General features: G+C 37.1%; 13 protein-coding genes and 1 pseudogene. 13 read left to right on the top strand and 1 reads right to left on the bottom strand.

Features of this window, described 5'->3' with window-relative positions; all coding sequences use genetic code 11:
• The first annotated feature begins 443 nt into the window (after positions 1–443).
• On the top strand, positions 444–2,630 hold the full coding sequence (locus QRN68_RS24430) for a helix-turn-helix domain-containing protein (RefSeq protein WP_285399858.1): 2,187 nt from the start codon (positions 444–446) through the stop codon (positions 2,628–2,630).
• A 136-nt stretch (positions 2,631–2,766) separates the two neighbouring features.
• Here QRN68_RS24430 and QRN68_RS24425 read toward each other — a convergent pair.
• Positions 2,767–2,967, bottom strand: a pseudogene (locus QRN68_RS24425) (IS5/IS1182 family transposase); the annotation flags it as partial.
• A 288-nt stretch (positions 2,968–3,255) separates the two neighbouring features.
• Here QRN68_RS24425 and QRN68_RS24420 point away from each other — a divergent pair.
• The 12 genes from QRN68_RS24420 to QRN68_RS24365 all read left to right on the top strand — a co-directional run bounded on the left by QRN68_RS24420 (position 3,256) and on the right by QRN68_RS24365 (position 17,909).
• Complete coding sequence (locus QRN68_RS24420; protein ID WP_285399857.1) at positions 3,256–3,681, top strand: acyl-CoA thioesterase; 426 nt, start codon at positions 3,256–3,258, stop codon at positions 3,679–3,681.
• Between the two features lie 414 nt (positions 3,682–4,095).
• The gene (locus QRN68_RS24415) at positions 4,096–5,124 is read left to right on the top strand and encodes a branched-chain amino acid ABC transporter permease (protein ID WP_285399856.1); all 1,029 of its coding nucleotides are present in this window, start codon (positions 4,096–4,098) and stop codon (positions 5,122–5,124) included.
• A gap of 14 nt (positions 5,125–5,138) precedes the next feature.
• Entirely contained in the window at positions 5,139–6,179 is a 1,041-nt protein-coding gene (locus QRN68_RS24410; RefSeq protein ID WP_285399855.1) for a branched-chain amino acid ABC transporter permease, read from the top strand.
• Positions 6,180–6,181: 2 nt separating this feature from the next.
• Positions 6,182–6,949, top strand: coding sequence for an ABC transporter ATP-binding protein (locus QRN68_RS24405; RefSeq protein WP_285399854.1), 768 nt, complete (start codon positions 6,182–6,184; stop codon positions 6,947–6,949).
• Positions 6,949–7,671 (top strand): ABC transporter ATP-binding protein, encoded by a 723-nt coding sequence (locus QRN68_RS24400; RefSeq protein ID WP_285399853.1) that lies wholly within the window; start codon positions 6,949–6,951, stop codon positions 7,669–7,671. The genes QRN68_RS24405 and QRN68_RS24400 overlap by 1 nt, the downstream gene beginning before the upstream one ends.
• A gap of 46 nt (positions 7,672–7,717) precedes the next feature.
• Entirely contained in the window at positions 7,718–8,884 is a 1,167-nt protein-coding gene (locus QRN68_RS24395) for an ABC transporter substrate-binding protein (protein WP_285399851.1), read from the top strand.
• 412 nt (positions 8,885–9,296) lie between these two features.
• Entirely contained in the window at positions 9,297–10,175 is an 879-nt protein-coding gene (locus QRN68_RS24390; RefSeq protein WP_285399850.1) for a 3-hydroxyacyl-CoA dehydrogenase family protein, read from the top strand.
• On the top strand, positions 10,172–10,951 hold the full coding sequence (locus QRN68_RS24385) for an enoyl-CoA hydratase/isomerase family protein (RefSeq protein WP_285399849.1): 780 nt from the start codon (positions 10,172–10,174) through the stop codon (positions 10,949–10,951). The genes QRN68_RS24390 and QRN68_RS24385 overlap by 4 nt, the downstream gene beginning before the upstream one ends.
• 114 nt (positions 10,952–11,065) lie before the next feature.
• Positions 11,066–12,769, top strand: a complete 1,704-nt coding sequence (locus QRN68_RS24380) for an acyl-CoA dehydrogenase family protein (protein ID WP_350224370.1) — start codon at positions 11,066–11,068, stop codon at positions 12,767–12,769.
• Between the two features lie 481 nt (positions 12,770–13,250).
• Positions 13,251–14,426, top strand: coding sequence for an acetyl-CoA C-acetyltransferase (locus tag QRN68_RS24375; RefSeq protein ID WP_285399847.1), 1,176 nt, complete (start codon positions 13,251–13,253; stop codon positions 14,424–14,426).
• 98 nt (positions 14,427–14,524) lie between these two features.
• Positions 14,525–16,075 (top strand): class I adenylate-forming enzyme family protein, encoded by a 1,551-nt coding sequence (locus tag QRN68_RS24370; RefSeq protein WP_285399846.1) that lies wholly within the window; start codon positions 14,525–14,527, stop codon positions 16,073–16,075.
• 1,099 nt (positions 16,076–17,174) lie between these two features.
• Positions 17,175–17,909 carry a DUF2087 domain-containing protein gene (locus QRN68_RS24365; protein ID WP_285399845.1) on the top strand — a complete coding sequence of 245 codons (735 nt, stop codon included), beginning with the start codon at positions 17,175–17,177 and terminating at the stop codon, positions 17,907–17,909.
• The last annotated feature ends 149 nt before the right edge of the window (positions 17,910–18,058 follow it).

The raw sequence follows: 18,058 nt of genomic DNA, 5'->3' as shown, positions 1-18,058 counted from the left end.
CTAAGACAATTAGGGGTTAGGAAGTGTGACACTATTTAAAGAAATGATAAAAATATTTATGTGCAATATTAGAGAGAGTTGAATCCTTACAGTATCTTTTCATGTTTTATGCATAGCTATAGGGGCAGCATCTTTTTCTTGTCGTGTTAACGGAGCAGGTTATCTCAACCAAAGAAACATTGAATTAAGCTAACTGGTAATCTAACAAAAGCCTCATTTTCGCATATATAAAAATCTCCTTCAAAGGTTTAACGATATAAAAAGGATAATTAATACATTTTGTTAGGAGGGAAGCTTTTGTTACGATGGTCTATTTCTCCAGTATCTGATTATCTAACATAACCCATTCAACTAGAAGCGGTGTACCAAAAAAGGTAGTACCACTTTTCATGTCGAATAGTTAATTACAAATATGCTTTTAGACAAGAAGGGAGAATTTTTACATGGTTGAGACGAAAAAAGAAAAGATTATAAATAGACTTGAACATCATTTGCGAATGACTTCGAGGCAATTGATTAAAATGGGGACGGAAGAAGAAGCGATTCATTATTTAATAGAGTCATTTAAATCAGAGCTATATTGTGATTTTGTTGGAGTGATTTTGGCGGATGCTGATGAATTCGTACCGAAAGCATGGGGTGGAAATGCTAATGAGCTTAGTAATGTTTTTCCTATGGAAATAGAAAAATGCTCACCGCTAATACTTGGGCAAAGTTTACATAGTAAAGAAACAAACAAACAGGAAGACTGTATATTAATGGCTAAGTTAAAAGAAACAGGTGTAAAAACATGGTTTACAGTGCCTCTTACAGATGATGTACATCGATTTGGATTTTGTATTATCGGATTTTTTACCTATGTACCTTTGCTTGAGATGGATAAAATATTTGACGAGTTTGGTAAAGATGTTGCGATTGCGATTTCTTTGGCAAGACGGAAGGACCAGCAATTAAGAAAAATTGAGGGAATTGAATGGATTAGTCGAAACTTATCAATCAATCAGTCACTCAAGGAGAATATAAATGAATTTACTATCCGAGCTGGACTAGGGACAAATGCACAATCTGCCTGTATTTATTTATTTAATGAAAAAGAAAATTGTTTCGATTTACAAGTCCCTGTTTTTGGTATTAAAGATTTCGATGAAAAGGTTATAGTGGATCATAAAAATACATTTAAAGAGTATTTTCCATTCATCGAAAAATCGGGTGGTCATCAAATAACAATTCCAATTGTCGTTGATTTGAAAACAATCGGTGTTCTGCAAGTAGGAAATAAGAATGGCAATCTCCTATTTTCACAAGACGATGTAAATACACTGAAATTATTAAGTGATCATATAGCAATTTTGCTCGAAAATGCGCTACTTTACAATTTAGAGAAAGATAATCGTAAGCGTTTACATATTCTCCTCGATTATCAGCAAGCTCTTGTGAAAGAAACGGTTGTCAATGATGATTTTCACGGTGTAACGAAAATGTTAGCTGAATTATATGGTGGTTCAGTTATTTTATTAGATCGTTTTTTCCATCCTTTATCATACAAAATTGAAGAAAGTGAATTAGGGGATATTGGTAAGTTGAGAGAGGTATTGGAAAATGAGCGTATAAGGACAGGGACGTTTAAAGTATTGGAACAAGGCGGGCCCCCTTTTTTGATTTCGCCAATCAATGGTGTGAATGCGCTATTGGGCTATCTGGCAATTTGCATGAATAATGGAGATTTAGATGAATTTGATCAATTGACGGTGGAACTTTCAAGAAATATTTGTTCCATTCAGTTCATTAAGCAGAAACTTGTGTTGGATGCCGATAAACAGGCGAAAGATACATTGATGAGTAAATTACTTGTGAAAAATATTGAAGATGACCAAAGTATTTTGCAGTATGCAAATCTTTTTCAATGGGATATTTTTAAGCCTCATCGTGTTGCAAATTTGGCAATCGACTTGGCTGAATCTGAAGTAGCTGGACTGAATTTATTTGAGCAAACAGCAAAAAAATCGATTGTATGGGATTACATTAATGAAGGAATTACGCTGAAATCGAAGAAAATTTTAATGGCTACATTCAGTGAACACTTTTTATTCATCGTGCCGATAGAGGATGAAAAAAATCGCAAACAGTTTTGGATGGATTTTTATAAAACAGTAAGAAAAGCAGTATCCAAAAGTATGATAAAGTGTGAAGTTCACTTAGGCATTGGGAGTAAGGTAGAAAATATGAATGAGTATTTCAATAGTTACGAACAATCATTGCAAGTATTAAATGTCGTTAAAAGCCGATTTAAATCTAAGGGCTATTCACTGTTTGAAGAAATAGGATCATACACAATCTTGCATGATCTAAACTTTTCAGTTGTCACTACATTCATTGAAAGTCAGTTGGGCGTATTGCTTGATTTTACAGATAAAAAGAATAGCGATTTGCTTCAAACACTTAGCACATACTTGCAGCATAACGGCAATGCTAAAGGTACCTCTGAAGAGTTATATATTCATCGAAGCTCATTACTTTACCGTTTAGAAAAGATTGAGAGTCTACTGGAAATAGATTTAAATGATTCAGAGACACGTTTTAACTTAATGATGGCAATCAAACTATACGATTTAAATCGACAGATCTTTTAATGGGGCTACTTAAAAACTTGTAAGTGTGAGCTAAATCAAAAAGAGGCAATTCGTTCAAAATCGAACGAATTGCCTCTTTTCCTTTTCATATTTTTTACTCCGGATTTACTGTCAATATGGCAGGGTACCTTGCATTTTACATACTAAATAGATCTATAGATGATGCCACATCATAACAGTGCCTGTGTTTCAACTCACTATTTTTCGCTTCAATTTTATAGCGTGATTTCGCATTCCCTTTAAATTCCTCACTATTTTAAATCACTTCTTGATCTTTTTGTTCAGTCGATTTAATTGTCACAGAATAGGTTTTATTTTTTGCCCCCTCTGTATAACAACTATAATCGTGGACTTTATCAGTGGTCACTGTTTAATGGGTCTGTCTTTTTTATTTAACAATTTTGATGAAAAAAATAGAATGATTCCTACAGAGTGTACGTATCAAATAAAATGTTTGAAAAATATAATTACGATAACAATTAAAATTATCACATTGTTACAGAATAGTTACAAAAAAGGGAAATGTTACAAACGGTTTTTGGGGCATGAAAAGACCATTGGATTAAAGAGTAAAATCAAAGCAAGTTTGTAGATACACGATTTATTCAAAATCAGGGGGGATATAATGGCTGTAGATTACTCGTTTAAAGTAAGATTTGGCGATACGGATGCTGCGGGAATTGTTTTTTTTCCAAATTTTTATAGGTGGATGGACGAAGCGACGCATGAACTTTTTACTGAGTTGGGACATCCAACATCTGAGTTATTATCCATAGAAAAAATTTCGACGCCTCTTTTAGATTCTAAATGCGAATTTAAGACGCCGCTTTTTTTCGAAGATGAGGTAATTGTGAAAACAGAAGTCATCGAGCTTCACAATAGAGTATTTAAATTATCTCATACATTTTATCGTGGAGAGACATTGATTGCTGCAGGGTACACATTGCGTGCTTGGACTTCATTTAAAGAGAAACCAAAAGCATTAGCAATTCCAGAACATATTCGTGAAAAACTAACAGTACATCAAAAAATATTATCAGGTAGCAATTGAGATTGTCTTTTTAATGTAGAAGACAAACTAAGCATATAAAAGTTGAGGGTTTGAGTTTTTCAGAGTCTTCTATAGTAGGAAATATAAAAGAGTTTAAATGCTTTATTATTATTTTTATGAAAGCGTTATCTTTTTTGTGGGGGTCTTGTCAGAACCGTAGTACCAATAACTCAATAGTGAAAGAGAAATGGACGGATATAGGAAAGTGATTTTTGTCATCATTTTCAAAATCGACAATAATCTAGGCTCATCACCATAAGTTGTGGATGACATTTTTAAAAATATATACATTGTATATTGGTTGATTGGAGTGGAGACTGGGCGACTCCTAGGGGATTAGCGTCACAGATGAGACCCTGGAGCGAGCATCGCGAGTGAAGCGGCTCATCAGACGCCCCCTGGAAGCTTTGCTCTGTGCGAAAGCGAAGTGCTAACGTAGCGGCAGCAATTGTTTTATCTGTGCGAAAGCGTAGCGACAGTAACAACAAAGCGCCCAGTCGGAACGGAAATCAACCACACGTTTTGGAGAAGAGCAATAATTTAGAGCTATTTCGGAAGGGGTTATATCAGATGGATTTGTTTTTACAATACTTAATTACTGGACTGACTGTGGGGAGTATTTATGCATTATTAGCTATTGGATTTGTAACAATTTATAACGTTACAGGGGTATTGAATTTGGCGCAAGGAGAATTTGCAATGATTGGAGCACTATCTTGTGTCACATTTGTCAATTTGGGTATCCCCATCTTAGGTGCAATTCCACTTGCGATTTTGCTTACGGCCTTTATCGGCTTAGCAGTTGAAAGATTAGCTATAAATCCTGCTGGAAAAGCAACGCCGATAGTGTTGGTTGTTATTACATTAGGTGTTTCAACTTTTTTAAAAGGGATGGGTTTGATCATATGGGGAACATCTCCAAAATCTCTGCCACCGTTAGTTGAAAGTAAGTCAATCGAGTTTTTCGGGGCTGTCGTAAATTCGCAAAGTTTATGGATTCTTGTAGTATTACTTGCACTTTTAATAGTGCTTTATTGGTTTTTTGAAAAAACATTTCTCGGTTCTGCTTTACGCGCAAGTGAAAAAAATCCACGTGCTGCAAGCTTAATGGGGATTAACACAAAAACGATGTCTATGATTGCTTTTACAATTGCTGCTGGATTAGGCGCTATAGCGGGTGTCATGATTGCCCCACTGACAGATGCAACATATGAAATGGGCTTTTTTCTCGGTATAAAAGGTTTTGTAGCAATGATTTTCGGTGGAATGCACAGCATACCTGGAGCTGTTGCAGGCGGATTACTATTGGGCGTCATTGAAGCATTTTCGGGCGGATACATCTCTACTTATTATACGGATGCATTGGCATTTGGTTTCTTATTGCTCGTTTTATTTTTCAGACCACAAGGCTTGTTTACAAAGGCAACTGGAGAACGTGTTTAGAGGGGGGATTTATAGTGGAGAAAGTAGAAACGATTTTATATGGAAGGCGCTGGAAAAGTTTTTTAGGATTTATTGCATTGATTTTGTTATTACCACTGGTTGTAAGTTCGCAATACGTATTTACGCTTTTGATTTTAATCGGGATTTATTGCATCATCACCATTGGTCTAAGTTTACTTATAGGTTACGCCGGACAAATTTCGATAGGACACGCTGCATTTGTCGGAATAGGCGCTTATGTTTCCGGTGTCTTAACAGTTAAATATAGCGTATCACCTTGGATTGCGATGGGAATTGGAATGGTCGCGACGTTCATCATTGCTTATTTGATAGGAATGCAAGTTTTAAAACTAAAAGGTCATATTTTGGCATTGGCTACAATTGCGATTAACGTCATTGTATACATTTTATTGGTGGGGCTAAGTGATTATACAGGGGGAGCTGGTGGATTAGTCGGTATTCCAAATTTATCATTACTGGGACTGGATTTAGGAAACCAAGTGAACTTCTACTTCTTTGTTTGGAGTATTGTCTTTGTTGTTATCTTGTTTTCTACTAATATTATTCGTTCGAGTGTTGGGAGGATATTACGAAGCATTCATGATAGTGAAATTGGAACGGAGACACTGGGCGTCAATGTAACAAAATATAAAGTAGCTATTTTCGCATTAAGTGCTGTGTATGCTTCATTGGCGGGTAGTCTGTACGCGCATTACATTAATTTTATCGCACCGCCAACATTTTATATTTCATTTTCAATTTTACTTCTTGTAATGGTGATGGTCGGTGGTGTCCATTCCATTTGGGGAGCAATTATCGGAACGGCTTCTATCATGTTTTTAAATGAAGTAATTCGTTTTGTAGGGCATACGTATTTCAATATTAATGGTGAAGTCGAAATCGTAGTTTATGGTTTAATCATAATACTTGTTATGATCTTCATGCCTAAAGGCTTGGTTGGAATACTAGACGTCAGGAAAATATCACCTGTTAGAAGTTCTATAAAAAAAGATGTAACCATTAAGAAAAATGTTGCTTCTGAGAAAGGGGTCTAGATATGGACAATTTACTCCAAGTAAATGGTGTAACGAAAAAGTTCGGTGGAGTGACAGCGGTGAATGATGTTAGCTTTCATGTCGGTGAAGGAGAAATTGTCGCTGTTATCGGCCCTAATGGAGCGGGTAAAACGACATTGTTTAATATGATTTCTTCATACATTCAACCGACAGACGGAGAAGTTCTTTTTAAAGGAAAAAAAATATCAGGAAGGAAAATTTTTGATTTAGCTCACCTTGGGATCTCCAGGACGTTTCAAAACTTGCAAATTTTCAGTAATATGACGGTTTTGGAAAACGTAATGATGGGGACTTCAGTGAATATAAAAACGAATGTTTTTAGTGCTGGATTCCGTCTTCCAACGGTAAAAAGAGATGAAGAATATGCATTTAAAGCAGCTTATGAAGTATTAACGATGATGGAGATGAGTGATCTATTACATGAACAAGCTGGACAACTATCTTATGGATTGCAAAAGAAGTTGGAGTTCGCACGGGCAATTGTTTACAAACCAGAGCTCATCATGTTGGACGAGCCTATGGCAGGCCTGAATGATGCCGAGACAAATACAATGGCAGGATATATTAGTGATTTAAAGGAAAAAGGACATTCGTTTTTATTTGTAGAGCATAAAATGGCGACAATTATGCAACTTGCTGATCGGATTGTGGTTCTTGATTTCGGGGCTAAGATTGCGGAAGGTACCCCTGATGAAATACAGAAAAATGAAAAGGTAATTAGTGCTTATTTAGGAGAGGAGGCAATTTAATGTTCAAAGTTGAAAGTCTTAGTTCACGTATCGGGAAGATTCAAATTTTACATTCGCTCGACTTTCATGTGGACAAAGGAGAAATTGTATCCATTATTGGTGCTAATGGCGCTGGGAAAAGTACGTTATTAAATACATTAGCGGGCATTTACACACCAGTCGAAGGAAAAGTAATACTTCAAGATGATTTGATTAGTGGTCTCCCTGCCCACAAAATAGTTGGGAAAGGTTTATGTCTTGTCCCAGAAGGACGTCAAGTTTTTCCAGGACACACCGTAAAGGAAAACCTAACGTTAGGGATTTACTCGAAATACTATAAAGACCGGAAACATGTAGAGGAGAATTTGGAAAGAATGCTGAATTTATTTCCAGGATTGAAAAAACATTATCATAGGATTGGTGGAAATTTGAGTGGCGGGGAGCAGCAGATGCTTGCGATTGGACGTGCGCTCATGTCTGATCCTAAAATAATTCTCCTAGATGAGCCATCGATGGGGTTAGCACCAAAAATAGTGAATGAAATTTTGGAGATTTTAGTGCGAATTAAAGAAGAAATGGGAACAATGGTCATTTTAGTAGAACAAAATGTTAAAGCAGCGTTAAAAGTGGCTGATCGTGCATACGTAATGGATCAAGGAAAATTCATAATGGATGGCACGAATGAAGAAATTAGTTCGAATCCCGAAGTGAAATCAGCATATCTAGGCATAAAGGTAGGGTAAGTGAACGAATTGTTTTGACAAAAAATTGGGGGAGTGGAGGGTTTGTATGAAAAAATTTTTAAAGGGTAAACTAGTTGCTATTTTATCTTTAGTTTTTATATTAGTTGTTGCGGGATGTGGAATTGAGAATGCAGAGGAGGCAAGCGGGAAGAAAAATGAGGAAGGAGTTATAAAAATTGGTGTGATTGTAGCTGAAACAGGTCCAGCATCAACACTTGGTAGCGCACAAGCAAAGACTGTGGAGTTACTACAAAAACAATTAGATGAAGCAGGGCCAATTGATGGTAAGAAAATTCAGCTTATCAAACAAGACTATGAAACGAATGATACAAAAGCGGTAGTCGCGATGGATAAATTAATTTCAGAAGATGTTGTAGCGGTTGTTGGAGCGACTCAATCGAGTACTACGATGGCCATTATACCAAAAGCAATTGAGAAAAAACTACCATTACTTACAATTGCACCGATTGAATCGGAAAGTGAGTATGTATATAGCATGGCACAAAGCACAACTGTCATTGCAATGCCGATTGTTGAATATTTAAAGAAGAATAATATTAAAAACGTAGCGTGGGTAAATGCTTCTGACGGCTTCGGAGTAACTGGTAAGCCAGCATTTGAAGCGTTGGCTAAGGAAAATGGCATCGAGATTATTGCTCATGAAGAGTTCGATGCTACAGCTACAGATATGACAATTCAATTGACAAAAGTTCGTAAAAAGGATCCTGAAGCGATCATCGTTTGGTCGAGAACACCTGGCGCTGGAATTATCGCTCGTAATTTTAAAGCAATGAATTTCGACATTCCGATGATTCAAAGTACTGCTGCTGCAAACCAAGGATTCTTGGAACAAGTGAAGGATAACAATGAAAACATTATGGTCGTTGGTAGTAAACTAAGTGTTATCGATCAATTGCCAGATTCGGATCAAAAAGAAATGCTAAAGGCATTCAGTGATGCATATAAAAAAGAATTTAATAGTGAACCAGACTTATTTGCTGCACATCTTTTGGACGGTGTAAATGTTGTCGTAAAAGCGATTAAAGCAGGAAATGTAACATCTGAAGATATTCATACTTATTTACAAAACGATTTAGGAAAATACTTAGGGGCTACGGGAACTTTTGATTTTGGTGTATCACAAGCAAGCCCTGAGCCTGATGGAATATCTGTTTTAAGTATTGAAAATAATGATTGGAAATTTACTGAGTAAATAAAGAGACCAATAACATTAAATATTGATATAGGTCTCTTGTCTTTTACGCGAAAGCGATTTATCTATTGTAATATGAAAGAACATATTTAAACATCGTAACGTACAACAAAAAAAGCTGAACCGGAGCTCCAGTTCGGCTTTTTTGTATTTATTATTGTAATAGAAAAAGATATTCGTAATGTGAAATGTTCTATTTTGAGATGGAGGATGACTTGAATAAAGGATTTTTGGCAGTTTGAAGGATCATGAATTTATATAAAGGATTTCAAAGGTAACAATTATGAATGGAAAGTAAGATATTCATATTATTTGATGAAAGAAGATGTCTTTTTCCTACACTATGTAGATACAACGTAAATTATTGTCTGTATATAATGAAAATATAGAAAAAAGTTAGGAGAGATTAATTATGATGATTAAAACAATTGGTGTAGTTGGCGCTGGTTCTATGGGTGCAGGTATTGCAAATCTTGCCGCACTGAATGGCTTTAACGTAGTTTTGCGAGATATTAAAGACAGTTATTTAGAAGGGGCCATGGCTCGAATTAATAAATTTATGTCAAAAAGTGTTGAGCGAGGGAAAATGACTGAAGAACAAAAGCAGGAAACACTTTCGCGCATCCAGACAACTACAAAGCTTGAAGATTTGAAAGATGTCGATGTTGTTATTGAAGCAGTTCTTGAAGATCTGGATTTAAAGAAAGAGGTATTCTCGCAGCTTGATGAAATTGTTAGAGAAGATGTCATAATAACTACGAATACATCATCCATGTCCATAACAGAAATTGCGGCTGCAACGAAACGTCCGGATCGTGTCGCAGGTATGCATTTTTTCAACCCTGCACAATTAATGAAACTGGTAGAAATCGTACGCGGTTACGAAACGAGTGATGATACGGTGTCTACTTTGAAAGCGCTATCAGTTCAACTGAAGAAAGAAGTTGTGGAAGTCAAAAAAGATACGCCTGGATTCATTGTCAATCGCATTATGATTCCTCAGTTTATCGAGGCGATTCGTCTTTTAGAAGAAGGTGTAGCATCTGCAGAAGATATTGATAAAGCAGTGAAATTTGGTTTGAACTACCCTATGGGACCGTTCGAATTACAAGACTATGCTGGTGTCGATATCGGCTACCATGTAATGGAATATTTCAACAATGAATTTAACGATCCACGCTTTGCACCACCTTTACTAATGAAACAAATGATGAGAGCTGGTCGTTTCGGTAAGAAATCAGGAGCAGGATTTTACGATTATGAAGAAAAAAAGGAGCTGGTGAAAAAATGATATATAAATCTTTGTTAGTAGAAGTTGAAAATAATATAGCTACAATAACGATTAACCGTCCACCTGTAAATCCACTAAATACTCAAGTGTTCAATGAGTTATCTGATGTGTTCAGTAAGTTGGATGAAGAGGATGATGTTCGGGCAATTGTTTTAACTGGCAGTGGTGAAAAAGCATTTGTTGCTGGTGCAGATATTTCCGAAATGGCGGGATTGGATCTTGTCGGAATCAATAAGATGAATAAAGTATCTAGATCAGTATTCACACAAATAGAAAATTCAACTAAGCCAGTCATAGCAGCGTTGAATGGAATGGCACTTGGTGGTGGACTAGAACTTGCTCTGGTGTGTGACTTACGTATTAGCACTGAAAAAGCAAAGTTCGCATTTCCAGAAGTAGGTCTTGGAATTATTCCTGGCGGAGGAGGCACTCAACGTTTACCTAAAATTGTTGGGCAGGGGATAGCGAAAGAACTCCTCTATTTTGGAGAAATGTTCGATGCTGTTCGTGCACTTGAACTGGGTATTGTAAATAAAGTTGTGCCAGCTGAAGAAGTTATACCTGTTGCAAAAGAATGGGCAAAAAAACTTGCTCAAAAGCCACCAGTTGCCCTGCAAATGGTAAAACAGGCCGTCAATGCCGGAAGTAATACGGATATCGAGTCTGGGTTAATCATTGAAGCAGCATGTTTCGGTAATGCATTTTCCACAGAAGATCGAAAAGAAGGGTTGAACGCATTCGTTGAGAAGAGAAAGCCAGTTTATATTGGTCGTTAATAAAATTAATAGAAAACGTTCATATACAAAGTCACCAGGTTCTTCATTTTCTACAAAACTTTAGTAGGGAAGCCAGTGAATGATCAGATTTCTAGATGGAGGGAGTGAAAGAAAGTGTTGATAGAAGAAATGGAGACAAATAGCTTCTTATCTGGAAGTATTGTTCCGGAAGATATATTCACACCGGAAGATTTTAGTGAAGAGCATAAAATGATTGCCGATATGACTGAGAAGTTTGTGGTGAATGAAGTTATGCCTGCACTAAAAAAAATTGAAAATCAAGAATTCGATGAAACGGTCCGTCTTATTAAAGAAGCGGGAGAACTTGGATTAATCGGTGCTGATATTCCAGAACTAGATGGCGGATTAGAACTTGGGAAAGTGTGTGGCGCAATCATTTCTGAGAAGATGGCTATTAGCCGTTCTTTTTCCATTACATTCGGGGGACAAACTGGTATTGGTGCACTACCAATAGCTTATTTTGGGAATAAAAAGCAAAAGGATAAATATTTGCCTGTTTTATTAACTGGAAAAAAGATTGCTGCGTATGCGCTGACGGAGCCATCTGCTGGAACTGATGCAATGGGACTGAAAACAACTGCCAAGTTATCAGCTGATGGAAAATATTGTGTGCTCAACGGAGAAAAACAGTGGATTACAAATTCGGCGTTTGCAGATATCTTTATTGTTTATGCAAAAATAGACAACGCTAAAATAACGGCATTTATCGTTGAAAAAGAGTACGAGGGTCTAACGACTGGTCCTGAAGAGAAAAAAATGGGGCTGAAAGGATCGTCAACTCGTTCACTCATCTTGGAAAATGTAAAAGTACCGATAGAAAATGTGATTGGAGAAATTGGTCGTGGTCATATCATCGCTTTTAATGTCTTAAATATTGGTCGTTTTAAATTATCTTCAACGGCACTTGGTATTTCCAAGCGATCGATTGAACTTGCGACAAAGTATGCCAATGAACGTAAACAGTTTCACAAGTCGATTTCTAGTTTTAATTTGATCAAACAAAAAATTGCTGATATGACGATTCAAACATTTGTCAATGAAAGTAGCGTTTATCGCACGGCTGGCGCAATGCAAAAAGGTTTTGAGGAAATGAAAGACAACGGTGCGAGTTACGGTGAAACGATTGCAGGTTTTGCTGTCGAATGTTCGATGAATAAAGTTTTGTCTTCCGAAACGCTAGATTTTGTCATCGATGAAGCCGTTCAAATTCATGGTGGGTATGGCTATATGGGTGAATATGAGGTAGAAACTCTTTACCGTGATTCACGTATCAATCGAATTTTTGAAGGTACAAATGAAATAAACAGAATCATAATAGCTTCTACATTGTTGAAACGTTATGTTGCAAAAAATCATTCAATACATCCTGAAAATGGGCCACTTCAACATGAAAAACAGACACTCCGTCTTTTGAAGGATTATTACCATGTGACAATCCAAGCGATTCATCAGGCTAGTATCGATAATATGAATGAAGAGCAAGAAATCGCGGCATTCCTTGCAAATCTTGCAATTGGTATTTACGCAAGTGAAAGTGCCATCTTGCGTGCTGAAAAAGCAATCAAGCAGTCTGGGGAAGAACAAAATGGACAAAAATTAGATTGTGCAAAAGTCTTTATTCATGAAATTGCGCAACGGAGTGCAATTGTAGGGTTAAATTTACTTAATCATCTTAACGATCATGAGGGGTTCTCACAGGCAACAGGACGGCTGATTGCAAGTAGTAAAGAAAATATAGTTGAAACAAAGAGGCGTATTGCTGATCGAGTAATTGCGGTAGAACGCTATATTGTTTAATTAATATGAAGAAGAGGTACTGAAAAATAAAAAAAGTAGAGTTTTTAACAGGTGTGTAATTATGGAAAAATAGGTTTTATTGAATGATAAAAGGAATTTTTTGTTGCTTCATTTGCCTATATATCCCTATTTTAACTGATTATAGTGCAGGGCTACTCGCCCCCCGCCCACAGGAAAGCGAGTAGCCTGTAGCGGAAATTCGTCTTTTAAATGTATAAAAATGGTCAATCAATACACCTGAATTTTTTATAATCGTTCAGAATATGCGAGAAAGTCGAGCCCCTACACGAAGCGAAAGAGAAGAAGGCTTACTTAGGGGCGCGTCTTCCTAAGTCGACGCCTTCATGACCAACTTCCAATTGTCTCAGGAAGCTCGGTATCGCTCATGGATAGCGTATGTCAGAGTAGTGGATCCAAATAGTAGATTTTTCAGGTAAGTCATTTTTCAGTTGCCTTAAGAATAGTGAAAGGAATGTATAGAATGACAGACATTGTTTTATTAGAAGGTGCACGTACGCCATTTGCAAAAATTTCAGGTTCATTCCGTGACATTACGGCTACTGAACTAGGTGTAATCGCAGCAAAAGAAGCAATTCGTAAATCAAATATCAACCCCAATGACATCGATCAAGTCGTATTCGGCAATGTTCAGCAATCGAGTAAAGATGCTCATATGTTAGCAAGACATGTTGGCTTGAAAGCGGGTACATCTCTTGAGGTACCTGCAGTCACAATCAACCGTGTCTGTGGTACTGGTATTGAGGCAATTTTAACTGGTGCACGCTATATTCTTACAGGAGAAGCGAATGTCGTTTTGGCCGGTGGTACTGAAAATATGAGCCAAGTACCTCACGTTATTCGCGGTGCGAGATGGGGAAGCCCTCTTGGAGGACCAATGGTTGAAGACTGGGTATGGGATGGCTTGCTTGATACGAACGCTGGATACACAATGTCGCAAACCGCAGAAAACCTTGCAGAAAAGTATAAAATAACACGTGAAGAAGTGGATGCCCATGCACTTTCTAGTCATGAGCGCGCTATCAAAGCGAGAGAAAAAGGCTATTTTAAAGAAGAAATTGTCCCAGTAAATGTAAAAGGAAGCAAAGGTGATACCATCGTTGAACATGACGAACATATCCGTGAGACAACTATGGAAAAGCTCGGGAAACTGGAAGCCCGTTTTGTTAAGGGAGGGGTTGTTACACCTGGAAATGCAAGTGGAATGGTTGACGGTGCAGCGGCAGTTATTATTGCATCTAGCCATTATGCAGAGAAAAATGGATTGAAACCGATTGCGCGTCTTGTTTCATGGGATGTTGTTGGTGTTGATCCGAAATATATGGGGATTGGTCCGGTACCGGCAATTAGAGGAGCTTTGAAAAAAGCAAATTTACAGTTGGAAGATTTGGATTTGATCGAAATTAATGAGGCTTTCTCTGCACAATATTTAGCTTGTCAGAAGGAACTTGGATTTGACTTGGAAATAGGAAACGTTAATGGTGGTGCTGTTGCTCTCGGACATCCACTTGCAGCAAGCGGAACAAGAATTACGCATTCACTTATTTACGAATTAAAAAGACGTAATAAAAGGTATGGTGCAGCGGCAGTTTGCATCGGCGGGGGGCAAGGAATCGCAGCAATTTGGGAATCATTATAAAAAATATAAGTATTTCTAAGTGTTGTTCGTAGAAGTCGATTTGAGCATTTATTTCTAGCCAGTTGTTGGGACTATCTATAGTAGGAGAGGTGGAAAATTTGGATAACATTTTAATACATTCCAATGTCAGTGATTTATTGAAAATCAAAGCTAATAAATTGCCGAATCGGGAAGCAATCTATTATGAAAAAAGAAGAATGACTTACGGACAATTAGATCGTGAAGTGACAAAACTTGCACAAGGACTAATAAGTAATGGTATTAACAGCGGCGATCGCGTGGCGGTTGCCCTCATAAATTCAATTGAATTCGTCACATCATTATTTGCTATTGCACGTGTTGGAGCTGTTTTGATTCCTCTTAATCCATTTTTCACCAAGGAGGAAAGTTCCTATATAATGCAACAAACAGGAGCCAAAGCGTTACTTTGTGGGGAAGTAAGTTTTTATTCAGAACTTCGTGAAGAAATAGAATCGTTGGAGATTCTAATTTCCGTTGGTTTTCAGGCAGAGGGATATCTTTATTATGATGATTTATTAGTTGGTAATGAATTTGAAGATATTCACGTTGAGCCGAAGGGTAATTTATTTACAATTATGTTTACATCGGGCACAACAGGACGTCCAAAAGGTGCGATGCTAACACATGAAAATGTATTATTTAGTTCTGGTTCAGCTTCAAAAATTATGGAATGTACAGAGGATGATGTGTTTTTAATTCCAAATCCATTATTTCATATTATGGGTATCACATTTCTCCTTCGGGCAGTATTTTGTGGTGGGAAATTAGTGATAATGGGGAAGTATTCAGTGACAGGGGCATTGGCACTCATCGAATCAGAAAAAGTAACTGTACATCCAGGAGTTCCAACGATGTTTATATTGGAACTGAATTCTCCTGATTTTGAGAAATATGACTTAAGTTCCCTTCGAACAGGTGAAATGGCTGCTGCACCATGTCCGGTGGAAGTTGTAAAAAAAATACGGACGGATATGAACTGCAATATTTTAATCGCATATGGCTCAACTGAAACGTCTGCAACACTTACCCTGACTGGATTTGATGCCGATGATAAGGCTCGTTCGGAGACAGTGGGGCGACCGATACCTGGCGTGGAATTAAAAGTGGTCGATGAAAATCGTCAGGAGTGTAAGGTCAGCGAGGTTGGTGAACTTGCTTGTAAAGGTCCTGGCGTGACTAAAGGATATTATAATATGCCGATAGAAACTGCTCAAGCGATTGATCAGGAAGGTTGGTTTTATACAGGAGATTTGGCTACAATCGATGAAAATGGTTACGTTCGTATAGTCGGTCGGAAAAAAGAAATGATCATTAAAGGTGGATTTAATATTTATCCGCGGGAATTAGAAGAGACGCTTCATCAACATCCAGCTATTTTGGAAGCGGCAGTCATCGGTCTTCCAGATGCGATATTTGGCGAATTGACATATGCCTGTGTTGTCCTTCGAGAAGGGGAGGCATCTACAGAAGAGGAATTACTTGCTTTTATGAAAGAGCGGTTTGTCAAATACAAAATTCCAGACAAGTTCCTCATTCTAGATAAGTTACCCGTCACTGCGTCAGGGAAGATAAGCAAAATAAAGTTGAAAGAAGAGCTAGTTAAGTATAATCAACCCCTTTCAACTTAGTATGAGATAGGACTATTACCACGTCTAATGCGCATTCTAATAATTGGATATTTTATCAGGAGTGTTGATTGGGAAAAAATAGGTTTATTATTGAGCGATAAAAAGATCTATTTATTCAGGTGTGTTGATTAACCATTTTTATACATTCTAAGAGGCAGATTTCCGCTACGGGCTACTCGTTTTGCCACTGACGCTTCACTTTCGCTACAGAAAACAATTGCTGCCGCTACGTTACACTATGCTTTCGCACAGAAAACATTCGCTCCGTGCAGGGTCTCGTCTGTCTCGCTTTCCAGTGGGAATCGAGTAGCCCTACTCTACAATCAGTTAAAATATGAATATATTGGATCATCACAATAACGTGTGGTTGATTTCTTTGATAGAAAGAGCTTGTTTTTCGATAAAAGCCTAAAAAGTTTCGATAAAATGAGATTTTGTTTCGATAAAAGCTCAAATAGTTTCGATAAAGAGCGATTTTGTTTCGATACTAAGAAAAGAGTTGTCTCTTGCGCTGAGACAACTCTTTTCTATGGCTCTTCGACAAAAAACGAGGGGGTGATTTCCTTTCCAGCTGGATACTTTCCTGGGGCGTCCGATGAGCCGCTTTACTCGCGTTGCTCGTTGCAGGGTCTTATCTGTGACGCTAATCTCCAAGGAGTTGCCCATCAGAACGAAGATCAACTAATACATGGCATATGTTTTAACAAATATCATCCATAACTTTTTGTGATGAGCCAACAAAAATCCTTTTTTTCGCTCAAAAATTAAACCTATTTTTTCCTAATCAACACGCCTGCTATTTATTACCACTTTGCTAATATATTAGATGAAAATAACAAAGATAACTATTGGTTTATCCTTAAAAATGATTAACCCTAGTGTAATCAGTATTTATTGCTAAAAGTTGTATGGAAAATTGATATGTCTATCGTTTCTTTTAAGATGATTTATCTATAGGAATCTATTTTGATTAATTATTGTCAAAGTAGATTCTTTTTTTGTTGTTTTTAGATAAATAAACAAAATGAATGTTTGTTTACAAATAGATGGATTTATTATATATTGTTTATTAAATAATGAACGTGAAGGAGTTTTGTTTATGAATATAACTGATTTGACAATAGAGGAATTATCGAGGGGGTATGTTAATAAAGGTGATGCTTATGAATGTATTTTTTGTAAAGAGACATTTGATGCTGAGGAAGTATTCAAAATAGATAATCGTTTTTTTACGGCAAAAAAAGTTATACAACTCCACATCGAGAAAGAACATGGCTCGGTGTTTGAAGCGTTAACTCAATTAGATAAGAAGTATACGGGCTTATCAGATATCCAAACCGAATTGCTTCAGCTATTTGCAACAGGGGCACCAGATAAAGAAATTATCAATAATACTTCTGCGAATAGTATTTCAACGATTCGACAGCACCGATTTAAACTGAAAGAAAAAGAAAAGCAAGCAAAAGTTTTTCTAGCGATCATGCAGGCTCTGGAAACAACAAAAGTTTACGAGCCAATTCATAAGGGGGCGACACAGGTGGATGAGCGTTATGCGATTACAGTAGATGAGAAAGAAAAAGTACTAGCGACATACTTTAAAAATGGCTTAGACGGTTCTATTGAAAGCTTTCCAAGTAAGGAAAAACGAAAAATAATTTTACTGCAACACATTGTTACGAAGTTTGAGGTAGGGCGTAAATTTAACGAAAAAGAAGTAAATGCGATTTTAAAGCCTATTTATAGTGATTACGTATCATTAAGAAGATACTTAATTGAATATGGTTTCCTCGATCGAAGTGATGATTGTACAACGTATTGGGTGAAAGAGGTTTAAAACATTATTTTTATTACCCAAATATTCCTAGAAATCACTTTAGTTGGGTCCATCACCAAAAGTTGTGGATGACATTTGTTAACACGTATGCCATATAGGGGTTGATTGGAGTGGAGGCTGGGCGACTCCTAGGGGATTAGCGTCACAGA

The organism is Lysinibacillus sp. fls2-241-R2A-57 (assembly GCF_030209535.1).
GTDB lineage: Bacteria > Bacillota > Bacilli > Bacillales_A > Planococcaceae > Lysinibacillus.
Note: the sequence above shows the minus strand (reverse complement) of the source record. Positions and strands in the feature narration are given on the sequence as shown.

Bases quoted from the DNA above. Each gene is read 5' to 3' on its own strand.
- QRN68_RS24430 (WP_285399858.1), top strand. From the start codon at position 444: ATGGTTGAGACGAAAAAAGAAAAGATTATAAATAGACTTGAACATCAT.
- QRN68_RS24420 (WP_285399857.1), top strand. From the start codon at position 3,256: ATGGCTGTAGATTACTCGTTTAAAGTAAGATTTGGCGATACGGATGCT.
- QRN68_RS24405 (WP_285399854.1), top strand. From the start codon at position 6,182: ATGGACAATTTACTCCAAGTAAATGGTGTAACGAAAAAGTTCGGTGGA.
- QRN68_RS24400 (WP_285399853.1), top strand. From the start codon at position 6,949: ATGTTCAAAGTTGAAAGTCTTAGTTCACGTATCGGGAAGATTCAAATT.
- QRN68_RS24395 (WP_285399851.1), top strand. From the start codon at position 7,718: ATGAAAAAATTTTTAAAGGGTAAACTAGTTGCTATTTTATCTTTAGTT.
- QRN68_RS24390 (WP_285399850.1), top strand. From the start codon at position 9,297: ATGATGATTAAAACAATTGGTGTAGTTGGCGCTGGTTCTATGGGTGCA.
- QRN68_RS24385 (WP_285399849.1), top strand. From the start codon at position 10,172: ATGATATATAAATCTTTGTTAGTAGAAGTTGAAAATAATATAGCTACA.
- QRN68_RS24375 (WP_285399847.1), top strand. From the start codon at position 13,251: ATGACAGACATTGTTTTATTAGAAGGTGCACGTACGCCATTTGCAAAA.
- QRN68_RS24365 (WP_285399845.1), top strand. From the start codon at position 17,175: ATGAATATAACTGATTTGACAATAGAGGAATTATCGAGGGGGTATGTT.